Annotated in this window: 23 protein-coding genes and 1 tRNA gene; 15 read left to right on the top strand and 9 right to left on the bottom strand. The window is 48.1% G+C overall.

Annotated features, from left to right (window positions below):
• Nucleotides 1–13: 13 nt before the first annotated feature.
• From DXN05_RS03375 to DXN05_RS03305, 15 genes are all read left to right on the top strand, one after another.
• The gene (locus tag DXN05_RS03375) at nucleotides 14–1,138 is read left to right on the top strand and encodes a head maturation protease, ClpP-related (RefSeq protein ID WP_116845782.1); all 1,125 of its coding nucleotides are present in this window, start codon (nucleotides 14–16) and stop codon (nucleotides 1,136–1,138) included.
• A 45-nt stretch (nucleotides 1,139–1,183) separates the two neighbouring features.
• Entirely contained in the window at nucleotides 1,184–1,774 is a 591-nt protein-coding gene (locus DXN05_RS24880) for a hypothetical protein (RefSeq protein ID WP_211329967.1), read from the top strand.
• Between the two features lie 172 nt (nucleotides 1,775–1,946).
• On the top strand, nucleotides 1,947–2,834 hold the full coding sequence (locus tag DXN05_RS03365) for a hypothetical protein (protein ID WP_147313822.1): 888 nt from the start codon (nucleotides 1,947–1,949) through the stop codon (nucleotides 2,832–2,834).
• 44 nt (nucleotides 2,835–2,878) lie between these two features.
• Nucleotides 2,879–3,700: a hypothetical protein gene (locus DXN05_RS03360; protein WP_116845780.1), complete on the top strand. Its 822-nt coding sequence runs from the start codon at nucleotides 2,879–2,881 to the stop codon at nucleotides 3,698–3,700.
• A gap of 10 nt (nucleotides 3,701–3,710) precedes the next feature.
• Nucleotides 3,711–3,965 (top strand): hypothetical protein, encoded by a 255-nt coding sequence (locus tag DXN05_RS03355; RefSeq protein WP_116845779.1) that lies wholly within the window; start codon nucleotides 3,711–3,713, stop codon nucleotides 3,963–3,965.
• Between the two features lie 3 nt (nucleotides 3,966–3,968).
• On the top strand, nucleotides 3,969–5,372 hold the full coding sequence (locus tag DXN05_RS03350; protein ID WP_116845778.1) for a phage portal family protein: 1,404 nt from the start codon (nucleotides 3,969–3,971) through the stop codon (nucleotides 5,370–5,372).
• Nucleotides 5,326–6,024 (top strand): hypothetical protein, encoded by a 699-nt coding sequence (locus tag DXN05_RS03345; protein ID WP_147313821.1) that lies wholly within the window; start codon nucleotides 5,326–5,328, stop codon nucleotides 6,022–6,024. Before DXN05_RS03350 ends, DXN05_RS03345 begins: the two co-directional genes overlap by 47 nt.
• Nucleotides 6,024–6,395, top strand: a complete 372-nt coding sequence (locus DXN05_RS03340; RefSeq protein ID WP_116845776.1) for a hypothetical protein — start codon at nucleotides 6,024–6,026, stop codon at nucleotides 6,393–6,395. The genes DXN05_RS03345 and DXN05_RS03340 overlap by 1 nt, the downstream gene beginning before the upstream one ends.
• Entirely contained in the window at nucleotides 6,392–9,175 is a 2,784-nt protein-coding gene (locus DXN05_RS03335) for an SGNH/GDSL hydrolase family protein (RefSeq protein WP_116845775.1), read from the top strand. Before DXN05_RS03340 ends, DXN05_RS03335 begins: the two co-directional genes overlap by 4 nt.
• A gap of 31 nt (nucleotides 9,176–9,206) precedes the next feature.
• Nucleotides 9,207–9,506: a hypothetical protein gene (locus DXN05_RS03330; protein ID WP_116845774.1), complete on the top strand. Its 300-nt coding sequence runs from the start codon at nucleotides 9,207–9,209 to the stop codon at nucleotides 9,504–9,506.
• Nucleotides 9,503–10,192 carry a hypothetical protein gene (locus DXN05_RS03325; RefSeq protein WP_116845773.1) on the top strand — a complete coding sequence of 230 codons (690 nt, stop codon included), beginning with the start codon at nucleotides 9,503–9,505 and terminating at the stop codon, nucleotides 10,190–10,192. The genes DXN05_RS03330 and DXN05_RS03325 overlap by 4 nt, the downstream gene beginning before the upstream one ends.
• 1 nt (nucleotide 10,193) lies before the next feature.
• Entirely contained in the window at nucleotides 10,194–10,814 is a 621-nt protein-coding gene (locus DXN05_RS03320) for a hypothetical protein (protein WP_116845772.1), read from the top strand.
• Between the two features lie 224 nt (nucleotides 10,815–11,038).
• Complete coding sequence (locus tag DXN05_RS03315; RefSeq protein ID WP_116845771.1) at nucleotides 11,039–11,305, top strand: hypothetical protein; 267 nt, start codon at nucleotides 11,039–11,041, stop codon at nucleotides 11,303–11,305.
• A gap of 37 nt (nucleotides 11,306–11,342) precedes the next feature.
• Nucleotides 11,343–11,894, top strand: coding sequence for a helix-turn-helix domain-containing protein (locus tag DXN05_RS03310; protein ID WP_147313820.1), 552 nt, complete (start codon nucleotides 11,343–11,345; stop codon nucleotides 11,892–11,894).
• Nucleotides 11,878–12,069 (top strand): hypothetical protein, encoded by a 192-nt coding sequence (locus DXN05_RS03305; RefSeq protein WP_116845769.1) that lies wholly within the window; start codon nucleotides 11,878–11,880, stop codon nucleotides 12,067–12,069. The genes DXN05_RS03310 and DXN05_RS03305 overlap by 17 nt, the downstream gene beginning before the upstream one ends.
• Nucleotides 12,070–12,120: 51 nt before the next feature.
• Here DXN05_RS03305 and DXN05_RS03300 read toward each other — a convergent pair whose 3' ends face one another.
• From DXN05_RS03300 to DXN05_RS03260, 9 genes are all read right to left on the bottom strand, one after another.
• Nucleotides 12,121–13,389, bottom strand: a complete 1,269-nt coding sequence (locus DXN05_RS03300; RefSeq protein ID WP_116845768.1) for a tyrosine-type recombinase/integrase — start codon at nucleotides 13,387–13,389, stop codon at nucleotides 12,121–12,123.
• Nucleotides 13,390–13,497: 108 nt separating this feature from the next.
• Nucleotides 13,498–13,571: transfer RNA gene (locus tag DXN05_RS03295), tRNA-Ile, on the bottom strand.
• Nucleotides 13,572–13,778: 207 nt separating this feature from the next.
• The gene (locus tag DXN05_RS03290; protein ID WP_116845767.1) at nucleotides 13,779–14,672 is read right to left on the bottom strand and encodes a hypothetical protein; all 894 of its coding nucleotides are present in this window, start codon (nucleotides 14,670–14,672) and stop codon (nucleotides 13,779–13,781) included.
• A 77-nt stretch (nucleotides 14,673–14,749) separates the two neighbouring features.
• Nucleotides 14,750–17,500: a hypothetical protein gene (locus DXN05_RS03285; RefSeq protein ID WP_116845766.1), complete on the bottom strand. Its 2,751-nt coding sequence runs from the start codon at nucleotides 17,498–17,500 to the stop codon at nucleotides 14,750–14,752.
• A 22-nt stretch (nucleotides 17,501–17,522) separates the two neighbouring features.
• The gene (locus tag DXN05_RS03280; RefSeq protein WP_116845765.1) at nucleotides 17,523–17,993 is read right to left on the bottom strand and encodes a DUF4280 domain-containing protein; all 471 of its coding nucleotides are present in this window, start codon (nucleotides 17,991–17,993) and stop codon (nucleotides 17,523–17,525) included.
• A 16-nt stretch (nucleotides 17,994–18,009) separates the two neighbouring features.
• Nucleotides 18,010–18,939: a hypothetical protein gene (locus DXN05_RS03275; RefSeq protein WP_116845764.1), complete on the bottom strand. Its 930-nt coding sequence runs from the start codon at nucleotides 18,937–18,939 to the stop codon at nucleotides 18,010–18,012.
• Nucleotides 18,936–19,454 (bottom strand): hypothetical protein, encoded by a 519-nt coding sequence (locus tag DXN05_RS03270; RefSeq protein WP_116845763.1) that lies wholly within the window; start codon nucleotides 19,452–19,454, stop codon nucleotides 18,936–18,938. Before DXN05_RS03270 ends, DXN05_RS03275 begins: the two co-directional genes overlap by 4 nt.
• The gene (locus DXN05_RS03265) at nucleotides 19,432–20,706 is read right to left on the bottom strand and encodes a hypothetical protein (protein ID WP_116845762.1); all 1,275 of its coding nucleotides are present in this window, start codon (nucleotides 20,704–20,706) and stop codon (nucleotides 19,432–19,434) included. Before DXN05_RS03265 ends, DXN05_RS03270 begins: the two co-directional genes overlap by 23 nt.
• Before the next feature lie 17 nt (nucleotides 20,707–20,723).
• Nucleotides 20,724–22,568: a type VI secretion system Vgr family protein gene (locus tag DXN05_RS03260; protein ID WP_116845761.1), complete on the bottom strand. Its 1,845-nt coding sequence runs from the start codon at nucleotides 22,566–22,568 to the stop codon at nucleotides 20,724–20,726.
• Nucleotides 22,569–22,623 lie beyond the last annotated feature (55 nt).

Below are 22,623 nucleotides of genomic sequence, written 5' to 3'. Positions count from 1 at the left end.
TCAATTTTGAGGCATGACGCCTCAACTGCACTGTTTTACTTTTTCCCTCGCAAATCAAAGCAACGATGTGCTCGATATCAACATCGATGGCGATATCGTTGACGCACCTACCCAGGAACTTCTCCGCGAATTTTGGGGCGATGAAACTTCAGTATCATTTCGTTCATTCAGGAATCAGATTGATGCAGCAAAGCCGAAAGAGCTGAACGTTAACGTTAACTCCGGCGGCGGCCACGTAGGCGATGCCATGGCAATGCATGACTACCTGGTTGAACTCCAGAGTAAGGGCGTTAAGGTTAATACCAAGGGCATTGGTATTGTAGCTTCTGCTGCAACGTACATCGTTATGGCCAGCAAAAACAGCAGTATGTCTGAAAACAGCTGGTTCATGATTCATAATGTAAGCGGCGGTATATGGGGCGATGTCAACATCATTGAGAACTATGCCAAGACAATGCGCAAGTTCAACAACCAAATCCGTGACTTCTACGCAAATGCAACTGGCCAGGAGCCTGAACAGATTTCTGCCCAGATGAACAAAGAAACCTGGATGACCGGCAAAGAAGCCAAAGAAAAAGGGTTTGTAAAAAACGTAACCGGTCAGGCCACTTTCAAAAATTCAATAAAGCCTGAGCACTGGCAATATGCAAATAAATCAGTGCTCACAGCATACAATTCATTCATTCAATCAAACAATTCCAATATGGACCTCAAAAAAATAGAGGAAGCCGTGTCTGCGGGCCTGCAGAACGTGCTGGAAAAACTGGGCCTCTCCAATAAAAAGGATGATGCTGCAGTAACGGACGCTTTCAAAGGCTTTACCGACAGCCTTGTGAACACGCTGAAAGACCAGGTGCCAACTGACGAAAAAATACAGGAGCTGGTTAATCAGGCTGTAGGTAATGCGTTGAAAGAAGTTCCTGAATCCTTCAAAAACGCGATTACCGAAGCGACCAAAAACGCAGTGACTAAGGAAGACCTCACGAAATCCATTACCGACCTGTCAAATACGCTCACGGCTGCTTTAGCTGGCAAGCTTGGCAACAAAACCAAGGTTGACGAGACCGGTAACCAGGCGCGCAAAATCAATCCACGCAACCGCTTTTCCGGCGCCAAAGTTTGGAGCGACGAAGCGTAGCTGAAACATTGACTGAAACCAAATTTTAATCGTTAAAAGCGCAATATGCAATCGATAGATAACAGCGGGGTTCTCAATTACTATCCCGCACCACAAAACAACTTGAATGCTGCAGTGGCATTCTCCCTGGATACAGTAGGCTATACATCTGCTCCTGCAGTAACTATTTCCGGTGGCGGTGGTACCGGTGCCACCGCAACAGCTGTAATCAGCGGTGGCCGTGTGACTGCGATTAATGTTACTGCAGGTGGCTCTGGCTACACAACTGCTCCCACAGTAAGCCTTCCTGGTGGAGCTACGGCAACTGCTACAGTATCAGGTGGTGCTGTAACGGCTATTACTGTGACATCAGGCGGAGGAAAGGGTACAATGACAATCACCGACAATACTTCCTACCCGTCTGGCGATAGCAGGAAGATTGTAGATGTAGAAGTGTACGACTACCATGGTCATAAAGTGGAGGGCTACATCCTCAATGCGGCCACCACTGTTGCCATCGATACAAGCACACTGAACACCGACCGCGGCTTGGCCATGACTGTGAAAGTGGTGAGCACAAAAGGCCTGGCCAAAGATGGCAGCATTCGTAAAATCATGAACAGCCTGAGCTCTGGCGCATTCGTGATGGAAAAATAAAAACACATTCTCAAACCTATTTTAAAATTCTGATATGCCTCAATTAACTCCTTACCGCGTTGAACCCAAAGCGATGCACGAACTGATCGTAATGCCGCAGTTCGCTGATGTTATCGACGGAGAAACCGGCAGCGTGGTGATCCCCAGCCCTGAAGAAGGTGACTGGCAAATTATGGACGACGTGGTTCATAGCCGTCCTATTATGGACCTCTTCGGCGGCCAAAACATTCTGAAACGTCGTGATGCCACGTGTAAGCTGATTTACTCACCTGTAGGTCGTCTCGGTGCCCGCTATATCACAACTGAAAAGTTGTATGCAGCTACCGAAGACTGCCAGGAAGAGTTCTACCAGGGCGCGTTCGAAGACTACGAGCAGGAAAACTTCGACATCTTTGGCGAGAAGGTACTGCCAATGCTGGAGAAAGGCGTTGCCTCTGACATCTACACGAACAAGTATTTTGGCGATATTACCCGCCAGTCGGATGTTAACGGCATGTGGTCCTGGAACAAGTTCGACGGCATTTTCACCAAGTATGCCAAGTATATTGCCGATGGCACCATCCCGGCGTCACAGACTTTCACTATTCCATCCGGCGAGCTCACCGCACAGCAGGCGCACGATCAGCTGATGACTGCGTATGATGCGCAGGATTCTCTGCTCTACAACTTCGACGACGACCTGAAAGCCTTTTACGTAGACAAAAAGCTCGCTGATAAATACTACGAATGGCTGCTGGCAACCGGTTTTGTGGGCGTTGTGGAAAAGCAAACCGGCCTTCCTGCGAAGATGTACTTCAAAGGCATTGAGATCAAGTGGAAGAAATGGAACGGCGTTCTCGCGGCCATGAATGGCGGCACAGTTGAGCATGCTGTTATTCTCACACTGCGTGGTAACTGGCTCTATGCTGCTGACAGCAAGTACGGCGGTGGCCCACGAAGAAACGAAGCGATTCGCGTATGGTGGTCGGATGATGACAACGTATGGAAGCGCCAGATTCACCTGAAAGCCGGTACCGAAATAGCGGCGCCACAACATTCAGTAGTCGGCCTTTCTTTCTAACCCGCTCAACAAGTAAACAAAATTCAAACCTCAAATTTTTACCTATGTTAGGTTGTTCAGTATCAGGATTTAAACAGACCTGTACCCCGGTTGTCGGCGGTGCAGATTTACTCCTGGTTGGCGATGCCAACGATTTCAATTTTACAGAAGGCGAGGCTGATACCGATGGTAATGCTACCGGTTACGCTTCCATTGCTTACCGTGGTGGTAGCGGCGCAACAGCAACGGCCACTGTAGCCACCGGCGCAGTAACTGCCATCAGTGTTACTGCAGGTGGCTCTGGCTACACAACTGCCCCTACGGTTGTTATTACGGGCGGTGGTGGTACTGGAGCTACTGCGACAGCAACTGTATCCGGCGGCGTAGTAACAGCGATCACGGTATCCGCTGGCGGTACAGGCTACACCTCTGCACCTACAATAACATTTAGCGGTGCTGCATCGCCTGCAGCAGGCGCCTACCTGTTTCCCATCGATTCCATTGTTGATACGATCGGCGTAGAAATCACCCAGGCAAACGCAGACGGTAGCAGTTCTGCTTACTCTTACGTAATCACTGCCAGGCAGGCACGCGTAAGCCAGCAGATGACCAATTTTGCCAAGAAACTGGACCTGGCCAGTATTTGCTGCCAGCTTGTTTTCGTATGGAGAACAAATGACGGCAGCATTTTCGTAGCCGGTGAGCGCTATGTGAATAGCCTGGAAATACCGCGCTTCCGCTTCCGTCAGGACGGTAGCAAGTTCCAAACCGGCAAAAAATTCACCGACTTCAACGGCAACGACTTCCAGGTGAAGGCCGACTACCTGCGCGGTCCTTACGAGTTTACCGGTGGCATGGCCGCACTGAAGCCTTTTATCGCACCTTAATTTTTTTACCATGGCTATAAAGCTGAAAAAGGCCTACGAGGGCGCTGTTGTTGGATTCAATAACAGCGCCCTTCCGTTGGGGCAACGCTACGATCTGCACCTGTTGGTGCAGCTGGGCAAAACACACAACGATCAATCAATCCTGGTTATGTTCGAGGAAGTGCCGGATGATCAGGAAATCGTTGTTCTGAAAGAACAGGCCTTCCTGGATAAGCAAAGCAAAAAAGCTGCCGCGCAGGAGCCGGCAGACACAGAAAAGCAGTAATCAATGCTGGAGGAAAAAAAACAGAACAAGCAGCAGCGTGTGGAATTCACCGTGCGGAATGAGGTTCGGCTTGATCCGAAGGACCCTATACCCATTCGTTTCAGCGGTGATTCGTTCAAGGTGGTACAGGGCCGCAAGTACATACCTTTTATGGGAGGCAAAGACAACATGCCAAACCTCCTGTTAGAGGCGCGAATGACTTCGGTTACACAGAACGCATGCATTGAATCCATCGCGCGCAGCACGGTGGGTAAGGGGTTGTTGGTACGTGATGTAGAAAGCCCAAATCCCGGGTTGCTTGAATGGATGAGAAGCGTTAATAACAAGCGCGAATCATTCAATGAGGTTTTGAAGAACATTGTTGATGGTGAGCGTACGCAGGGCAACCAGTTCATTGAAATTGTACTGGGCCAGGTGAATGGAAAAAAGTACATGAAGGTGCACCTGCACTCCATGCTTTTCTGCAGGTTGAATGAACCTGACGATTTCAGCGAGCCAACAGCGGTGGTGATCAGTAAACAGTTGGCAAAGCAGCGGTACCAGATGATACCAGAAAATGCCCGGCAAATACCTCTCTGGTCAGACAATCCACTCGATAAGCCATGGCTCGAAGAAAATGGGGAGAAACGGACCATGTTGCACTTTAAGAACAAAGTAAGTGGCATGGAACACTACGGCCTTCCGGCATCGGTATCCGGCCTTCGTCACCAGGTGCTGGAAGGTAAATCTGCCCAGTACAACATTGACAATTTCGACAACAACATGATCCTGGGCGGCATGCTGATCTTCAAAAGCAGTATGACGCAGGAAGAGGCGCAGAAAAATGCAAAGGAGATCATGATGAGCCACATCGGCGAGGGCAAAACAGGCCGCATCGCTGTGATATCATCCGAGCAAGGGTTGAATGATGTTGAATTCAAGCCGTATAACACACAGCAGGAAGGTTCGTTTATTGAATTCGACAAACATGTGCAGGAAAAGATTATTGCGGCCAACAACTGGGATGCCTTGCTAGCAGGTTTCACCAGGACTGGCAGCCTCGGTACCGGTAGTGCATATATCCGGTCTATTTATGACGTGAAAGAGGCAACCCTGCTCAATCCGCTGCGTACCGAACTTCTGGAGAAGGTGGTGCGTCCCATTATGCAGATATATGCTGAATGGTTTGGCGCAAAAGACGTGCTGGAATACGAATTCTTTTTCCAGTCTGCCATGCCCTTTTCGTTCATGGGTGACATCGACCCGGGTTCGTTTATGCAAGTCAATGAAGCGCGTGAGCTGGCCGGCCTGGCACCCGATGAAAGTAAAGATGGCGTTTACCTGGCTGAGGTTAAACCCGCAGCCAACAAAACCAATAAAGATGTACCGACTGAACCCGCTCCCGAGAAGGGTGCTGATAACAACTGATGAGGTAATCGCCCTGGGGCCAATTAACCAGGATGCAGATCCCCGGCAGCTGCTGCAGTCGATACAGATTGCAGAGGATCGTTTTGTAAGGCCTGCCATCTGCGCGGGCCTGTATGAGGATTTCCGCAGGCAAAAAAACGTGATTGTTACCGATGTGAACATTGATGATTTAACGGCCAAAGTAAATGCCGGTAACTATTCAGAGCCAATTACGCTGAGTGTAGGGCAGATGGTTAACGCAATTGAATTGGTGGAGACGCCAGCCTATACAGAGCTATGGAATGAATACCTGTGGAAGGTTTGCGCTGAAGCTGTAGTGTTCATCGCCAGCCCCACCAATTTCAGCAGATTCACCGCTCAAGGTGAAATGCAGAATAACCCAAAAAGCATCACAGGCGAGGGCCAGGGTGCGGCCAGTGTAGAGTTGAAGGATATTAAGTGGAAAATGGATAAGCTTATGATGGAACGTATCGATCCACTTATCGAGGCAATGCATTTATGGCTGTGTGAAAACAAAGGCAATTTTCCCACTTATACATGCAAAGGCTGCACAAGGCAAACCGATGGCATCAGTATTCAGCGCAAGTCTGCGTGGATACCTGGCCTGTATGACAGGAAAAGGAATTGCGAACATGAAAATGATTGGAATTAATGGAGCGGTTTGATCTATATATTGATAACCCTATCGCGGTGGGAATAGTGCCCGAGGCGCCGAAAATTGTAGGTATGATGGCTACAGATGGTAATATGGTTGCACAATTTCCGGTAACCGTTTATAATGCAACTGGCCAGGCGATTGGAGTTGCTGATGATAAGGCTGCTTTCATTGGGTTATGGAACAGCGACGGCTCTAACCAAAAAATAGGCAGATTGTACGGAGCGGCCGGCCCGTTTGCTTTTACACTGGCTCTCCAAATAGGGGCAAGTTTGCAGGCATTAACAGCTAACCCTGTTAATGATATTATCGACGTTGATCAGCAGGCTATCAACGATAATGACAAATCAACAATACTATTTCAATGAGTAAGACCAATAATATATTGCCATTTGATTCGACCCTTTCTGTTGATAGGGGTATTTCTGTTTTCGATACCCTTACTGGCAAAATGTTCAGAACAACTTTGCTTGCACTGCAGTCTTTATTCGGAACGGCCATGAGTGCTAATTTCAAAGGCATAGCCGACACCGGTACCAACCCTGCGGTGCCAGACGGATTTTATTTTGCCGACGGTCCTGGTACTTACTCGTTTTTCAAAGATCCAGGAAACAACAGTATTGTGGTAACGGACGAAGATCTGCAGGGTATGCTCGTTCTTTCCGGCAATGGCAGCAGCTGGCAAAAGTTGAAAATCAGCTTGCAGCTGGGTGATTCGCAAATCATAAACCGGTACCTGGACCCCAATGTACGCAGATCGTTTGCCGAAGGGTTACCTGGTAAAAACATGTTCGATAAAAGCGATATAACTGAAGGCTTTTATGCTGATTATGCGACCGGAGGCCTTGTTCCTCTGGCAGGCTATAGTGTGAGTAACTATATCCCTGTTAAGCCGAACACTACATACTATTTTGTACACCCGCAGCAGGTACCATTTTTCGACACCAATAAAGCCTACATCAGCGGGTTTGCAAACGAAAGCTCATTAAATACGTTCACCACACCTGCCGGCTGTGCTTATGTTCGCATCAGTACAAGCGTAAGTAATCTTAACGACCAGCTTCTGCAGGAGGGTGTGGTGGGTACCGGTTACGAGCCATTCGTCGTTTATTTGAACGATAAGGCTTTCAGGATCAAAACAGGCAAAAACCTGTTTAATAAAAGCGCTGTTATACATGGTTATTACGCCGACCACGCCACGGGTGCATTGACGGCCAATAGCGGCTATACTGCCAGTGATTTCATTGAGGTAAGCCCCGGCACTACGTATGCTTTCAGATATCCACAGCAGGTTCCTTTTTATGATGTCGATAAAAATTACATCAGCGGGTTCCCGAATTCAGGCGGGTCCACCACATTTACTACACCTGCCGGCTGTGCTTACGTTCGTATCAGCACGCCGGTTAGTAACGTAGATGACCAGCAGCTGCAGTTGGGTACCGCGGTAGAAAACTATGAACCTTACCAGGTTTACCGCGAAGACCTCGGCGTATTGGCGGGAAACATCATTGGCGCTGATAATTTTTTCCCGGTTGGCGATCAGAGTACCAAGAACCTTTTCAATAAAAGCACGGTGAAACTGGGTTACTATGCAGACCAGGCTACTGGAGCTTTGGAAGTGAACAGTAGCTTCGCTGTAAGTGATTTTATTTCAGTTAAACCAAATACAATTTACTCATTCACTGTTCCGCAGCAGGTGCCGTTTTATGATGCAAGCAAAAACTACATCAGTGGGTTTGCAAACTTGTCATCGATGAAATCGTTTACTACGCCTGCAGGTTGTGCCTTTATCAAAATCAGCATGCCTGTGGCTGATATCGAGCGTCAGCAACTGGAGGAGAACATCGTTAACTCTCGCTTTGAAAGCTATCAGCAGGCAATTGTTCCGGCCAGCAAGATTGAAGAGCCGGCTTTTGAAATACAGCTGCCTTCTGATATCTACCTTATCAAGGGCGAACTGTTCAGCATATACTGGGCAAACGTGATCAAATTCAGCCACGCCTTTTTGCACGGCAATTATTACGTTCGGTGTCAAAAACTAAATTCAGACGGGTCATATGCGCAGTACGGTGATGGTTATTCCTATAAATGGGACGTTACGCCGGACGAAGCCGGTACCGTTACCATTGAGATCAGGATCGTTCACATATACCAATTTTATACGGCTGCGGCAAAACGCATAACCCTTCATGTAATCGACAAAGATGCGACTACTTCAAAAAACAGGAAGGCCAACATTGTTACCATTGGCGACAGCTTCACTGATTTGTACGGCGTAAGCACATATTTTGGGCAATTCCTGAAACAGGACACAACAGCCACAATCAATATGATTGGCTTGCACTCAACAAATGACCCGGCGTTAAAGGATGATGCCTGGAGCGGCGAAACTTACAAATGGTATACAGAGGCGCCTGTGGGCTACTATCGTGCGGATCGTCCTCTCGCGGATCAGCAGTGGGACCCAGGTTGGGGAGAGAATGAGCCCAACGGTTGGCATACAGGCGACACCGACGCGAACCTGACCGACCTACAACGTAGCCATGGTTATGCGCGCAATCAGTTTTACAACCCATCTACCGGTAAGTTTGATTTCTCGTATTACATCAATCACTATTTCCCATCATATAAGCCGCATGGTGCGGGCAGTCAGAATATTGACTGCTTTGTTTCTTTCGTTGGGCTGAACGATGCAATTTGGAACTATACTGATGATTTGATCAACACTTATATACCTTCAGTCAGGCAAAAGATGATAGACCTGGTAGAAAGTGTGCTGGCCTTTGATCCCTTTATCAAGGTGTTTTTGCACACCGTAACGCCCACATTTGCCGGCAGCCATTTCCTTTCACTCTATGGTGGCAATTTCGAAAGCTATGAACGAGCGAAATATAACCAGGAGGTTTGGAATAGCTTCATACTGTCGCTATTTGACACGCCAGCATATAAGGCACGTGGTGTTATCGTTGTGCCGACTGCGGCACATTTCGATGTGAGATCCGCAATTCTTACACAGCCTTACAACACAGATAAATTTAATCCGTCGTTCACGGAAACACTCGACTATGATATTCACCCGACCCAAAGCGGAGCAAAATACATAGCAGATGCAATGTACATGGCGGTTTATAATATCGGTTTGCGATAGTGATAATTCCGAACCTCTAAAAACAGGAGTAATGATTAAAAGATGCGTGTTGCTTGCTACCGCCGGTGAATTAGCCTTGCCGGACTGGGGGGAAAAACTAACCATGGTTGCTACCCTTGGCTTTTTCCTGTACTATTTCATGAAAGAGCTAAGGGAGGTGCGCAACCAAATGGATTCGATGCGCAAAGAGTACGAGCAAAAGCACGATGCAATGTTCGATCGCGTAGTCGAGTGTGAAAAGAAAAGCACCGAGGCACTGAACCGTGTGAGTGATTCAACAGAGCGGTTGACTGAGGCCGTCGATTCATTAACTGAAAAATTGCAAAGATGATATTTCAAAAAGAAAGGTTGATCATAGTAGCCCTTTTACTTGTGATTGCCTATATGTCGTTGACCACCTGCTTTAAAAAGGCGCAGCAGAACCAGGTGCTCACGAAGCTGGTTGAAACAAAAAACGATACCCTGCAGCACAAAAAGGACGAAGCAGGGCGCGAGCATGGAGAAAAGATTATGGCAGAGGCCGACATTGCTTTATTGAAGACTGCGTATACTCAGCAGATCGACAGCATCACTGCAATCTTAAAGATCAAAGACGATCAGCTGCAGTCTTATACCGGCATCACCACCACGACCAGTGGAACAGTTAGGCCGCGTATAGACACCATTTATCTGGATAGTGGCCGGCAAGAGTACGGACTAAATTACAACGACCGTTGGTTATCGTTAAAGGGGACCATCGGCGCCAAACCGATCTTAAATTATACTCTGCAGGATTCCCTGGTAATTACTACCTATACAAAGAAAACCGGTCTTTTCGGACTGGGCAAGAAGGAGGTTTACATCGACGCATTCAGCCTTAACCCCAATATGCGTGTCACTGGCCTGACCGGCTTTCGCGTGCCTGTGAAGCAACCCGGGCGCTGGTCCATTGGCCCTTTCATAGGTTACGGGTACAGCGGCAATAAATGGGCACCTACCGGCGGCTTCTCAATTCAATACTCTTTAATTCGATTCTGATATGGAATATACACTTTCTAAACAGCAGGCGCAGAAGGCTGCCGCTTGGCTAAAAAATAACTTCGAGGAAGTAATTAAAGCTGGCATTGCCGGCACGCCGTGGACTGTTGATCTGGTGTGCGCCATAGCATGCCAGGAGACCGCGTACAAGTGGTTGCTGTGGATAGACAAATATCCGGCAGATGTGGTGCTGCAGCGTTGTGTGTTTGATGCCAGCGGCGACTTACCCGGCACCGGCCGTTCGGCTTTCCCGAAGAACCGGGCAGATTTTGAAGACAAATATGGGAAAGATCTGGCTGCCATGCTCGTGAACGAAGGAAACAAACAGCGCGCGATGCCGCAGGTAGATGCACCAGGCGGATACAAACCAGCTGGCTTCCTATACAAAGGATACGGGATTTTTCAGAACGACCTACAGAATATCGTGACAGATCGTGCTTTCTTTCAGGAGAAGAAATGGTACAACATGACCGACTGCCTTGCGCACCTGGTTCAAGAGCTGAACGGAAAAGCGAGAAAGCAAAGTACCCTTGAAAAGATTGTGCAGGCGTATAATGGCAGCGGCCCTCGGGCGGAGGCATATGCTGCCAATGTTATGCAATTCAGGGAATGGGTTGCGTAAAAACAGTACCTTTAATAAAGCAGTAACGGCGTGATTCTAGCGACAAACCTGCTACAGCCACCGGTCATTCACGCCGGTGGCTTTTTTGTGAGCAAAAAGGGAATTTTTTAAAAAAAGATTGAATTTAGTTGCATGATTCAATCTTTCGATATATCTTTGATTCATCAAACAAAGCAAATGGCTCCGGCGCAGGAGCATACAGAAAACTAAAGTCGCGAAACAAAATGAAAGTAGTAATCAAAGCAACAGTACCTACTGTTTACCAACTCAGCTCACTTCACGCTTTTAAGATGGGTTCAGCCAAACACATCAACGGTTCATTTTCAGCCAAAAAAGAGTTCGACACGATTAAAGAAGCTCGCGAATACTTGAAAGATTTAGCAGACGATTATTATGAAGGCGAGCCGGAGCAAAAGCGCCGCCATCTTGGTGAGGATTGCCTAACATTAGATGCATGTACAGCGTACATTGAAAAGAAAGAGATTGAATAATATCTCGCCTGCCCGGAGCGTATCCGGGCATTTTTTTATGAATGAAATAAAGACCGCACGCGCGCAGTTGGGAGCTTTTTTTCGGCAGCGCCGGGAAGAAATGGGGATTCCCATCGAAGTACTTGGCGACTTCCTAGGCGTAACCGCAAACACCATCAATGGCATTGAAACGGGCCGGTTTGCCTGGGATATAGACATTCACCTGCGGTTGTGCCAGGCCATGGAAATTAAGCCTTATTTCAGTACGACAAAGCCGCCAGGCAGCGAAGATTATAGGAACAGGCCCGACGATGATGCCGAGAGGTATCACGGGTATTACATCAGCGAAAATCTGATGCTATACCCTAATCAGCTGGCTATTCTGAAGCTAACGTCCCCTCGGTTGTTTTTACGGTTCAATTACCCTGATAGTCATTTTATTGACTTTGACGACTGGAAAGCCAATCACACAGACCTGCAATGGTTAGACCCGACAGATAAGCCAGGCAGCCAAGAAGAAGCCGAAAGTATATTAATTGATTGTTGGAACTTCCTTGCCCTGCATGAGCGCGAGGAAGATAAATTATATTCAGATGAAGAAAATCAATAAAGACGGTAGGGCTGATAACGGTGGTGCCAGGAAAGGGGCGGGCAGACCCAAAAAGCGTGGTCGAGTTTGGCTATCATTACCAGTGGAACTGGCTGAACGGATTAACGCATTACCTAATCGTAACCAGGCAGCTGAAGTTGCTTTTGATGACTATTTTAAAAGAAATGAATTATAAAATGCCTTATGCTTAACCGAACAGAAGCCACTTATTTTAATCGCTCCTCTGTTATGCAAAAGCATTGTTTACACTTCTGATTCGTTCCTTTTCTCGCTCCCCTTCACCAGGTAGATAATGCTTTTTAGTAACCGCAAGTGTTGCATGGCGAGCTGCTTCTTGTGCTGCGCGGGCGTCCATTTCAGCAGCGATCTCATCCAGGTTGCTTGCCTTTAAGGAGTAAAAGTCTGCCGTGATATTGAAACGGTTTTTTATGTGCCGGCGCCAGCGTCGTGTTATCTGCTCCCGGCGAATTGCATGGTTGCCAGCAATAAGACCCTCACTGAAAAGATATTGTTCATCAGCAGTTTCGTTATAGGCTTCTTCCCACAGCGGAAGAATAATATCTTTTATCACACACCATTCTTCCCGGTAGGTTTGCCCCTTAAGTACCGTTATTTTAAAGCGCTGCCTGTCGAGATCTACATCGCATCTCCTTACGTTCAAAACCTCCTTTATCCTGGCACCTGAATGGAAAAAAACCTGAAGGAAGCGCCAAAAGCTCGGGTGGCATTCTCGCAGATATCCGTTAATAATTCGTCGCTGTTCCTTGCTAAGCGTCTCCCTGATTTTCTCAACCGCTTTTTCTTTATCTATCCCTTCAACCACATTAGTTTCAATTACCTCTATTTTAAAAAGGCGCTTAAATACCATCGAAAGGTGGGCCCGGTAGTAATTGAATGTATTTGCGGTCCAGTTCTCTTTTATGGTATTGCCAGGGCTTTCCGCCTGCAGTTTTCTTCGAATGGCCAGTTTCATCTCTTTCGTTTTTTCGAAAATCTTCACAATGTGCTTTCGCTTAACCTGGCTAATCGGCATATCTGCGATCCCCAGAATCATGGCCGAAATACGGACATACTTCAGCACACTTTCGATATCAATCTGGGTGGAACGAACACACTTTACTTGTGGCAAGGCAAAATAAAGAGCTGAGATAAAAGGAGTGTGTTCAGTTAGGTCTTCCTCTAACTGAGGTTCAAGCTCTGGTATTTCATCTGCCGGAAGCACCGGTTCAACGTATTTGTCTGTTATCCGGTTTAGGCCCTGCTGTAGCCTTTTAATTTCATCATCCAGGAACTCCTGAGTTATTTGTTGCCGAGCTGGCAATTCGGAATACACGTTCATTCCTTTGATCACAACCTGCTTATTTTTCTTCAGGTTATCATCGTAAAAACGATAGGAAATGTACCAGTGAGATTTAGTCGAAGCCTTTAGGGTCTTCCAATTTTTTGGAAAAACACTCATTTTGCCAGCTCGGCAATTGTTGGGGAGGCGTAGCATTTTTGTTAGCGTTTTTGTTAACGTTTAAGCAAAATGCCGCTCGGTAATAAAGAGTAAAAAGAGAAAAAATAAGGCTGAAACCTTTATCAGTAAAGCATTTCAGCCTTGTGGGCCCACCAGGGCATGATCCTGGGACCCCCTGATTATGAGTCAGGTGCTCTAACCAACTGAGCTATAGGCCCGCATCTTTTACAAGATGTTTGTCAATCATAACTGGTTTATTATGACTGCCTTCCGGTGGAAGGGAGGCAAAAATAAGAAAATCTCGCTTAAATCACGCAAACAGTGCTTTTTTTTCTTGCAGCCATATTCAGGTGAATTGCTTGTTGCTACTACCCGGTATTAATGCTGCAGCGCGAAACAGGTTGGTTTGTTTCATAAGCGAATTATTACCGTATTACTTCCAGCCGGTTGCTGCCCTGTGGTTTGTGCAGGTAAAGCGTATAGGCAAAGTATTTGGGTGTATCGCCTTCTTTGTATTTGGCCCACAATGGTGTTTTACCTTTTACATCGGTGCGTTGCAGGGTTACCAGTTTGCCGTCTCCGTAGATGCACATTTTATAATGCTCCAAAGGCTGAACATGCAGGTCGGGCCTGCCATACGAGGCATAAAAGGTATGGAGAAAATCAGCGGCTTCTGCCTTCCCGTAAAAAAGGGCCTGGGCAATTTCTGTTTCACTTTTCTCAAGGCTGCCGGCCAGTTTGTCAAGCTGCCCCTGGCCAATTTCTTCCGCTGTTTGCTGGTAAAATGCCACTACTTCTGCAGCCAGCCTGCTGCTGTCGGTTTTCCGGAGGTCCTGGCTGTTGTGCCAGCCTTGCAGCTGGTAGGGCACCCTGGCGGTAAAGCTGCCCTGGTAAACAGCAACAGGTTTCCCGGCATCGGCAAATATGCTGTCGCCCGCTGCGTTGATTTTTTTCATGGGCGTTATAATAGCTGTGTCCGGGTATACACGGTCTGTGCCGCCTTCCCTGAAACGCAGGGCCTCTATGGTAATTTCGGTTTCAATATTTTCAGACAGGCCCCTGGCTTCCTGGCCTGCAGGCGGGTACAAGATCAATTTATATTGTTGCGGACCCGGTTGCAGGATGGCGGTATTGATAGGGGCACTGGTTTGTATGGTACCATTGGCATTGCCAAAATGCTGCAATACGGGAATATCATTTACCAGGAATTCAAAATTGCAGCCGCCAACATGTATATCTGCATGATAGTTTACACGCTGGTCATAGGCGCGCACTTTTTGATCGAGGTTTCCAAGCAGGGTGTCTACCGTTTGTTTCATGTAAGTGGTGTTTTTTTGGGCACAAGAAATCAATGAACACAGGATAAAGAAAAAAAGCAACTGATGTCTCATATTCCTTACGATTGATTGTTAATGTGGATCGTAAACAGCTGTTTTTCCGGTTGCTTGTCAATGGCCTGGTATTTTACCTGGGCCGATTCGCTTACACTGCCGTAAATATCGCCGTCGCCGCTCTCAATTCTACCTTTAATGGTTCCCTCCGCAACAATTTCCAGGCCATCAAATTTGCCGAGTACATTTATAAAGTAGCCCTTCTCTTCTGCATCCAGGAATGCGCGGGCCGACCATTTGGCTTTGGCTTCTGTACTAACGGATGCTTCACCAACCACGCGGGCGCCTATTACACGTTTTTCCATCTGCAGGCGGATAGAGATTTTAAGTCCAAAGCTGAGGTCACCTGTTAGTTCAACTGCTTTTTTATCGTTGGATTTCTGGTCTTTTATATTGAAAGAATTTTTTTTTGTAAGTGTGTTCAGAAATCCCTGCAGCTTGCCGCCCAGCTGGCCGGTACCCCGCAGTTCGCAGGTAATGCTGCTGCCATCGCCAATCAGCCGTAACGATAAGTCGGCCACTGCAATTACTGCCAATGCAATGGGATGCGCCCGCTGCAGCAACCCCAGGAAATCGAGAAAGGCAGAAATGCCGATCAGGGGTTTGGCTTCAAAGCTGCCTTCCAGCAAAATGCCGGTGCGGTTGAGTAAATCGTCACGTTGACCAATATTGGTATCTGCCCGGCCCCAGCTGAATGAGGCAGACAGGCTGGGTTTGATGATTTCAATACCTAACACATCGCGCTTGAGCTTGGGAAAATCCTTGTCCATTTTGCGCTGCAGCAATGTAAGCTGCCGTTCCTGTTCTTTGTAGTCCCTGCTGCCGGGTGTTGCGTTTTTCAGTTGCGCTGAACGGCTGTTGAAATAATCGCGTAGTTTTTGGGCATCTTTTTCCTGTCGCTCCCTTTCTGTATTGGCGTGGTTGAACTTTTGCCTGGCCTCGTTTAAAATTTGCTGGTGCCGCGGGTCAACAGGCTGGCTGGTGCTATTGTTTTCCTTGCCTTCAAAGGTATGCTCCAGCAATACAATCAGCTTCTCCAGCCGCTCCAGTTTTTTCTGTAACGAATCTTTCAGGTCTTTGGTGAGATTGAGTTTTTGCTGGCCATCCCACTCTGCTTCCAGCGACAGCGACATTTCACTGTCGCCCACCTTTTCCCATTTTTTTTCGGGTGGGTTGCGGTAAGTGGCTGTGCTTATGGCCGTGATCTTTGATTTGGGAAAAGCGTATTCAAATGCGAGTTTCCATTTTACATCGGGATAGGTGATAACGCTGAAATTGTGCCTGTGACGGCAGGTGTTGGCAGCAATTACATAAGGCTTGCCTTCTGCCAGTTTGCCCAGCCAGAAATAGCGGAAAATAGGGTGCACGTTTACAGGGCCAATCTGGAAAGGAGACAGGTCGTATAAATAACGTGCTTTAAAACTCAGCTGCTGATCGGTGGAGGAAAGTATTTCCAGTGCAGCAGGTGCGCCTGCTACAGTGGTTTCGGAATGCTTGCCGCCTGTTTGGCTGGTTTCATGGGTGGTTTGTACAGACCACTTGCTTTTTTCTTCTTTCCTGTTTTGTGCAGGCGGTACTGTTTTGGTTTGCGTTTCGGGCCAGCTGGTTAGCTGTAATGTATGGCCCTTGTGCTTTTTGCCTTTTGCTTCGCGGCAGTCTGCATCGTTTACCGAAAGTTCTTCCAGCGAAATGGTGACTGTTTTGGCGCCCTTTTGCGGGCCGGCTACTATTTCAAAATTCCTGAAGCTTGTTTTCTTTTCACGGTAAAGATCCACTTTTTTGTCTTCATCCTTGCCGGTGGTATTGTTGGTCATTTGCGTAGTAAGGGTAACAGCCGTGTAGCGGCAGGGATAATAATCTGCAGGGCTGGTAGGAATATCGCCCACTACTACGGGCTGGTTAGACAATTCGCGGTTATCGGTGCCTTGCTGGTGGTCGTTTACGTACAATATCTTCTGGTCAAGCGTATGCGCAATATTGGCCTCTGTTGCAGTAACCTGGCAGTATACCTCCAGGTTGTGGCCGGCGCTGCTAATCCAGGCTTCATCTAAATATACATTCAGAATTGCTTTTTGAACAGGTACAATATCATCATTGTTGGCCTTTTCCTGCGGCTCGTCGGGCATGGCCTTGTACACATTCACTTTAGCAGAAAAGAAAGACGATTTGATGACCGGCTTCGGCTGCTGCGTTTCGTATTCTGGTAAGTCGTCATCTGCATCAAACAGGTAATGGTCATGGTCTTTCAGGTACACCTGCAGCAGGTGCCCGTATAATGCTTCTGTATAAATATGCAACTGTACGCGCTGGCCGAAATGTCTGGTCTGGCTGGTAATAACAGGCCCGTTATTGTCGTCTGCATACTGGCGCCATTCGGCTGAAACAATCTTTGGTTTGCCTTTGGCAGAAAGAAAATAGCCGTTCGGTACAACTCCGGTAGGTTCGTTGCCGGGGGCAAACGGCTCCAGCCAGGCCAGGCCGCCGCCCTCGTATGCTTTGGGAAAATTAACTGAAATGCGCGAGCCTGACAGGCCTTCGTGCTTATCGCCATGTGTGAATTTTAGGGTAGAAAAAATGCGCGCTATCCATTGGTAATTGACCGGCTTGTGTGGTGCGGGCCCCTTTACTGCAGGCGCTTCAACGCGCGCGCTGATGGTATCTGACTGGTCGAGCACTACGGCGTGATCGGCTTCATTTACCTTTTCCTGCGGGTAAACGATGATCAGTTTTTTTGAGTTGGTGTTGTTGTTAGCCATGAACAGGTGTTTTACAGGTTTATTACACAGCAAGGTTAAAAGCAAGCAGCTGGGCACCGGCGTCTTTGGCGTTCATGAGCGGGTTTAGCTGGCTTTGCACATCGTTGTTGGCTTTTTGTGCATGTGCTGCTGTAATCGCCGCAGTTTGCCCGTGAAAAGTAATGTCTATACACGGGCTGCCGGCAACCGCACAAACAGCTTTACTGTTTTCCAGCAAAATCTTGCCGTTGTTGGGAAGTGTTACCTGGTCATAAAAATCCTTCCATGCTGTTATGTTGGGCTTGCAGCTGTTGTTGTTCATTTTTTTGCAGCTGCCAAATGTATTGGCCTCAAAGGGCTGGCCAATGTCTTTGGTATTGGCAATGGGCTTTTGTGCGCCATCTTTATCATTTACATAATAGCCTTGCTGGCTTTTTACTTTCAGTTTATCGGGCGTTGTGCCAAACTTGCACTGGCAAACTGCGCCCTGGCATACCAGGTGTTTTTCACTCATACAATTTCGTTTTAGGTTACCTGAAAAGCGAAAACAGGGACCGCCGCTTTAACGGCTTATCGTTGTGTACTTCCTGCGCTGCCGTTTGCAGGGCAGGCTGGTCACGTTCGGGCATATGGTACATTTCAAGGCTTATTGTTTTAGTGCCGCTGCCGGGCAGCGATATGCTTGTTTCGCCGGTAATGCTTTGCACTATGCCGGTAGCGTCGTACAGGCGGCAGTTGTAATGCATGGTGCCGGCAACGGGTGTGTGTTTGCCATACAGCAGCCGGCTGAATGCTGCAGGGCGTTCCTGTTCCAGGTCTTCTGCACTTCTTGCATCGGCATATTCGCCGGTTTGCTCAATGGTAAAATAGGGTGTGTCGCTACCGGGTGGAATATAACTGGTAGTTGCTGCAAAACAAACAGGGGTAGTGTAGGGAATAACCGGCAGGTATACAGGTGTTGTTTGCCCGGGCTGGCGCCGCCAGCAGGCAAAATATACGGCCATCAGCCAATCCTGCCGCAGCGATTCATACAGATGTGCATTGCTTTGGGTAGCACGCTGCATGTATTGCAGGGTGTCTTCGGCAATGCTGCCATTGTAATATTGCTGAATATGCTGTTGCGTGGCCTCCCATCTTTGAGCGATGGCTGCTGTATTGGCAACTGCAAAAAAATCGCCTGATAATGTAGTTACTGCCTGCAATGGATACAACACTTTTCCGCAGGTATCTGCAAGCTGATCCATTAAAGTGGAAGGAGCCTGCTGGTTAACATATACCTGGCCGCGGTTCAGCTGGTACAGCAGGCTGCTGTCTGGCAACCGTTTCAGCAGGTTGAGTTGTGTTTCATAATGCACCTGTTGTTCGTTGCCGTTGTTGCTGATGCGTATAATAACACCATAGGTGCAAGCAGGCATACCGGCTGCCGGTAAAGGTGGAAGCGGGACGGGTTGGGGCATCATGGCGTATACTCTTTTATGTTAATGGTGAATGACCCGCTATATTTCTGCCAATGGCCGTCAATGCTGGCGCTGTCGAGGTAACAGCCTGCAATGGTTTCTTTGCCCATGCCGGTTACGCCTATTTTAGGGGCTGTTGTAAAATGGGTAAATGTAAATGGCCGGTTGTCCAGTGTTATCACCATGCCGCTGTGCATATCAAATTCGGCATCTACTTTCAGCTCGCCGGCCATACTGCTATCTGCCATAATAATGCGGTGAAGAGTATCTGCTTTCGCATTGCCGGTTTGGCCTGCTGTGTCTGTAATACTGATATGCACAGCCGCTTTCAGCTGTGATGCCGAAAGGCCGGTGAACAGGATATAGAACCCGTCTCGGTAATGCGTTTGCTGTTTGCATTGCGCTGCTGCGGCAGCCAGTTCTTCGGGCGACAATTTCAAATGGCAGCCTGTACTATTGACAAGCAGGTATAGCAATGCCACATGCAACAACCGTTTATTTGCCGGAAATAAAGCCATAAAAATTAGAATTGAACACTGATTGTCTGAATACTGCCTTGTTGTTTTTTTGTCCCCACGAATAATAGGAAAAGGTATAGGTCTCTGCCGCATCGTCTACGGTTGCATCACCTTCAAATACAATCCAGTGCCAGCTGGTAGTGGTAATGGTGTAAGTATTCTTGTTGCTGAGCATGTCTGCATCAATCAGCATCAGTACTTTTTCGCCGGCAGCATGGGCAGCCTGCATATCCAGCAGGTCTTGCTTTTTGCTGGTATACCTGCTAAAGGGAGTAATGCGTGCAATGTAATGTGCCTGGTTGTTGATTGTTTGGTAATTGAGCAGCTTTTTGAGCAGCGGCAGCACATCCCAGGGCCAGGTAATACCATCCCATTCCTCGCCTTGTTTGCCTTCATAGGCTTTTACCTCGCTGTTTTTTACAGATGCAAGCAGCAGCCAGTCGGCCATGCGCATGGGGCCGGCAGCATTGTGCGGGTAACCGGGATTTTTGCCGGTATCGGGTACCATATCGTACAGTTGCTCATCCAGCGGTTTTACCAGGAAGGTTTTGTATAGGTATTCTCCTTTCCTGTGCAGGTTAAGCAGCAGGTTGGCATAACCGGCTGCATCATCTTTTACCAGCAGGTAACCCAATGCTGCTATGCCGCACAGCGGTGTGCTGTTCTGATCAATTTTTTCAGGCGCCTGCTGGGTTTGACTTATCTGTGTTTGCAGCTGGTTGCGTGGAAACCAGCGAAAGCGGTTGTGTACCCAGGTGGTAATACTGGCCCCTTTATCTGGCTGCTTAATAAAGGCGCTTATGGTAAGCTGGGTGCCGCAGGCTTCGTGTGCTGCAATGTGCAGCATAATCTTTTTACCAAAAGCGCCCTGCAACCAGTTTTTTATTACCTGGCCTTCAGGAGTAGTGTATGCATAGGCCCATTTAATCAGGTTTTCGCTGGCAGGCGGAGTGCCGTTTTTAAAAGCGGTTACCTCGAATATATAACGGTGGTCGAATAACATGCCGTTTACAGCAGCGCCGCTGTTGTTAATGCCCTGATCGAGTGGAGTGGATATTTTAATAGCTGCCACTTCCGGTACTGCCGTATCGGCTTTTGGAGGATCACCAATTTTCAGGTGAACACCTTCATTGCCTTTTTGCATAACATTGGCTTTATCGGCCTGCAGGTGCAGGTTGCCGTTGTCTGCTATCCAGCTGGCTGCCTTGGATGTTTCGGTGAGCTTTTTTGCCCTGAAAATTATTCTGCCCATAGGGTACGGTTTGCAGGTTAAAACAATTTACCTTTTTCTCCGCTGGTGTTTACTACCTGCTTGCTGCTGAAGAGCTGGAAGTTTTCTTCGGTGCTGCTGGCAAATATTTCGTTGGCCCGCTTGGTAATGTTTGCTGCGTTGTGGGTTAATGCTTCATCGGCCGTGCCTATAATGTTGGTGGCTGTCATCGTAAGGTCTTTCGCTGCATTGTGCATGATGTTGGCACCTGCAGCTGTGCTTACGTTTTTACCTGCCACGTTGTTGATGTGTTCACCGGCGTTGATGGTAGCTGTTTGCCCTGCATTGATAATTACATTCCGCGCATTAAAGGTCATGGTTTCCGGTGCGGTAATGGTGATGTTTTTGCCCTGTGTATCCAGGTGTATGGTGTTGCCGCCCGGGTCGCGTATAATAATATGTGTGCCGGTGTTGCCGTTATCGTTCAGCTCAATGGTGTGGCCGCTGCGCGTGGTAATGCTCTTGGTAATATTGTCTGTGCCGCCGCCTGCGCCGTTATTGCCGTGAAACAGGCTGCCCATTACAAAAGGGCGTGCAACATTGCCTTCTTCAAAACCAACCAGTACCTGGTCGCCTTTTTCTGGTATAAATACAAAGCCCCTGTTTTTGCTAACCAGGTCGCTGTTGCCGCCGTCTGGTGTTAATACACGCAGCCACTCTGTTGTGTCATTGTTGTTACACTGCCATTTAAACTGCACTTTAATGCGGCCCTGCTGCTGCGGGTCCTGGTTGTCGGTTACCTGTGCCAGCTGCATATCTGCCAGCGGTTTGGTGTAGGCCGGGGCAGGCAGTTTTTCCGAATCGGCATTAATGCCTTCAAAGTGGTTGAGGTAATGCCCTACGCCGTCTATCTCGTGCGTAACAGCAGTGATCAGGAATTTACCGATGTCTGATGTGGCAAAATCGCCGATGCCTGTACGCAGGCTGGTTGAAATTGCTGCGATGCCGCCAAGCTGTACCTGCGGGTTATCTCCGGTGCCGGTAACTTTCAGCAGGCTGCTGATGCGCGACAACTCTTCATTATCGGTATGTGTGGCAATAGCCGATGGTGTGCTTAAACGTATGCTGCCCGGGCCGCTGTGCAGGGTGCCAAATGTTGCACGCGATGCCTGCAGCGCATGCACCTGGTCAGGCTGGCTGGCGCTGCCCCTGCCGCTTTGTGCCTGTAACAGTTCATTGGCAGGGGAGTGGTAAGCAAACTGCTGGTTGTTAAGCGGCGTAATGCCAATACCGTATTGCAGCTCTTTTACATCGCGCCCATATACCAGTGCAGCTTCCGGCAATTGCGCGGGTTTGCCGAAATGCAGTTTCAGGCCGTCGTAGAAAAACCATTCATGGTATTCTGCTGCAAGGCGTACGATAAAGTTGAAATCGCTTTCGCGGTATTGTATAATGTAATCAATGGTATCTGTGAAAGCCGGCTGTACCTGCAGGTTTAAATCGTTGGATGGTACCCCCTGTGCAAGTTTGTTGACGATGCCGGAAAGGTCTTTGCCAAGGTACGAGCCCACATCCGCTCCGCGGTCGAGCAGTATGGTAGGTGAGTAGCCACTGATGACCAGTGAGCCATGGTAACCCTGGCGCTGCGATACAGCTACACGGGTAATCTTCCCCACAAAATGCTGCGCTGCGCCCGAAGCCCTGCCAAATTCAATGGCCAGGTTTTTGCCAATGAAATCACGCGACTTGTCAAGGCTTACCATGCCCGGCATGCCAAGGGTGTCGTTGTTGAAATGCAGCTCAAAATAATGGTGGGAATTGAATGATTGTTTCAGCACAAAGCTGGTGAAATGCGGTATAACAGTGCCTTCAATATCAATGGCAACATGTAGTTTTTCGTACATAGGTGATAGCGTGGTGTTTAGCAACTTAGGTAAAAAGCCAGGCCATAAAAATAAG

Origin of the sequence: Deminuibacter soli, from assembly GCF_003412455.1 — a bacterium.
GTDB classification, from domain to species: Bacteria; Bacteroidota; Bacteroidia; order Chitinophagales; family Chitinophagaceae; genus Deminuibacter; species Deminuibacter soli.
The sequence above is the reverse complement of the archived record's forward strand: the minus strand, read 5'-3'. Positions and strand labels throughout refer to the sequence as shown.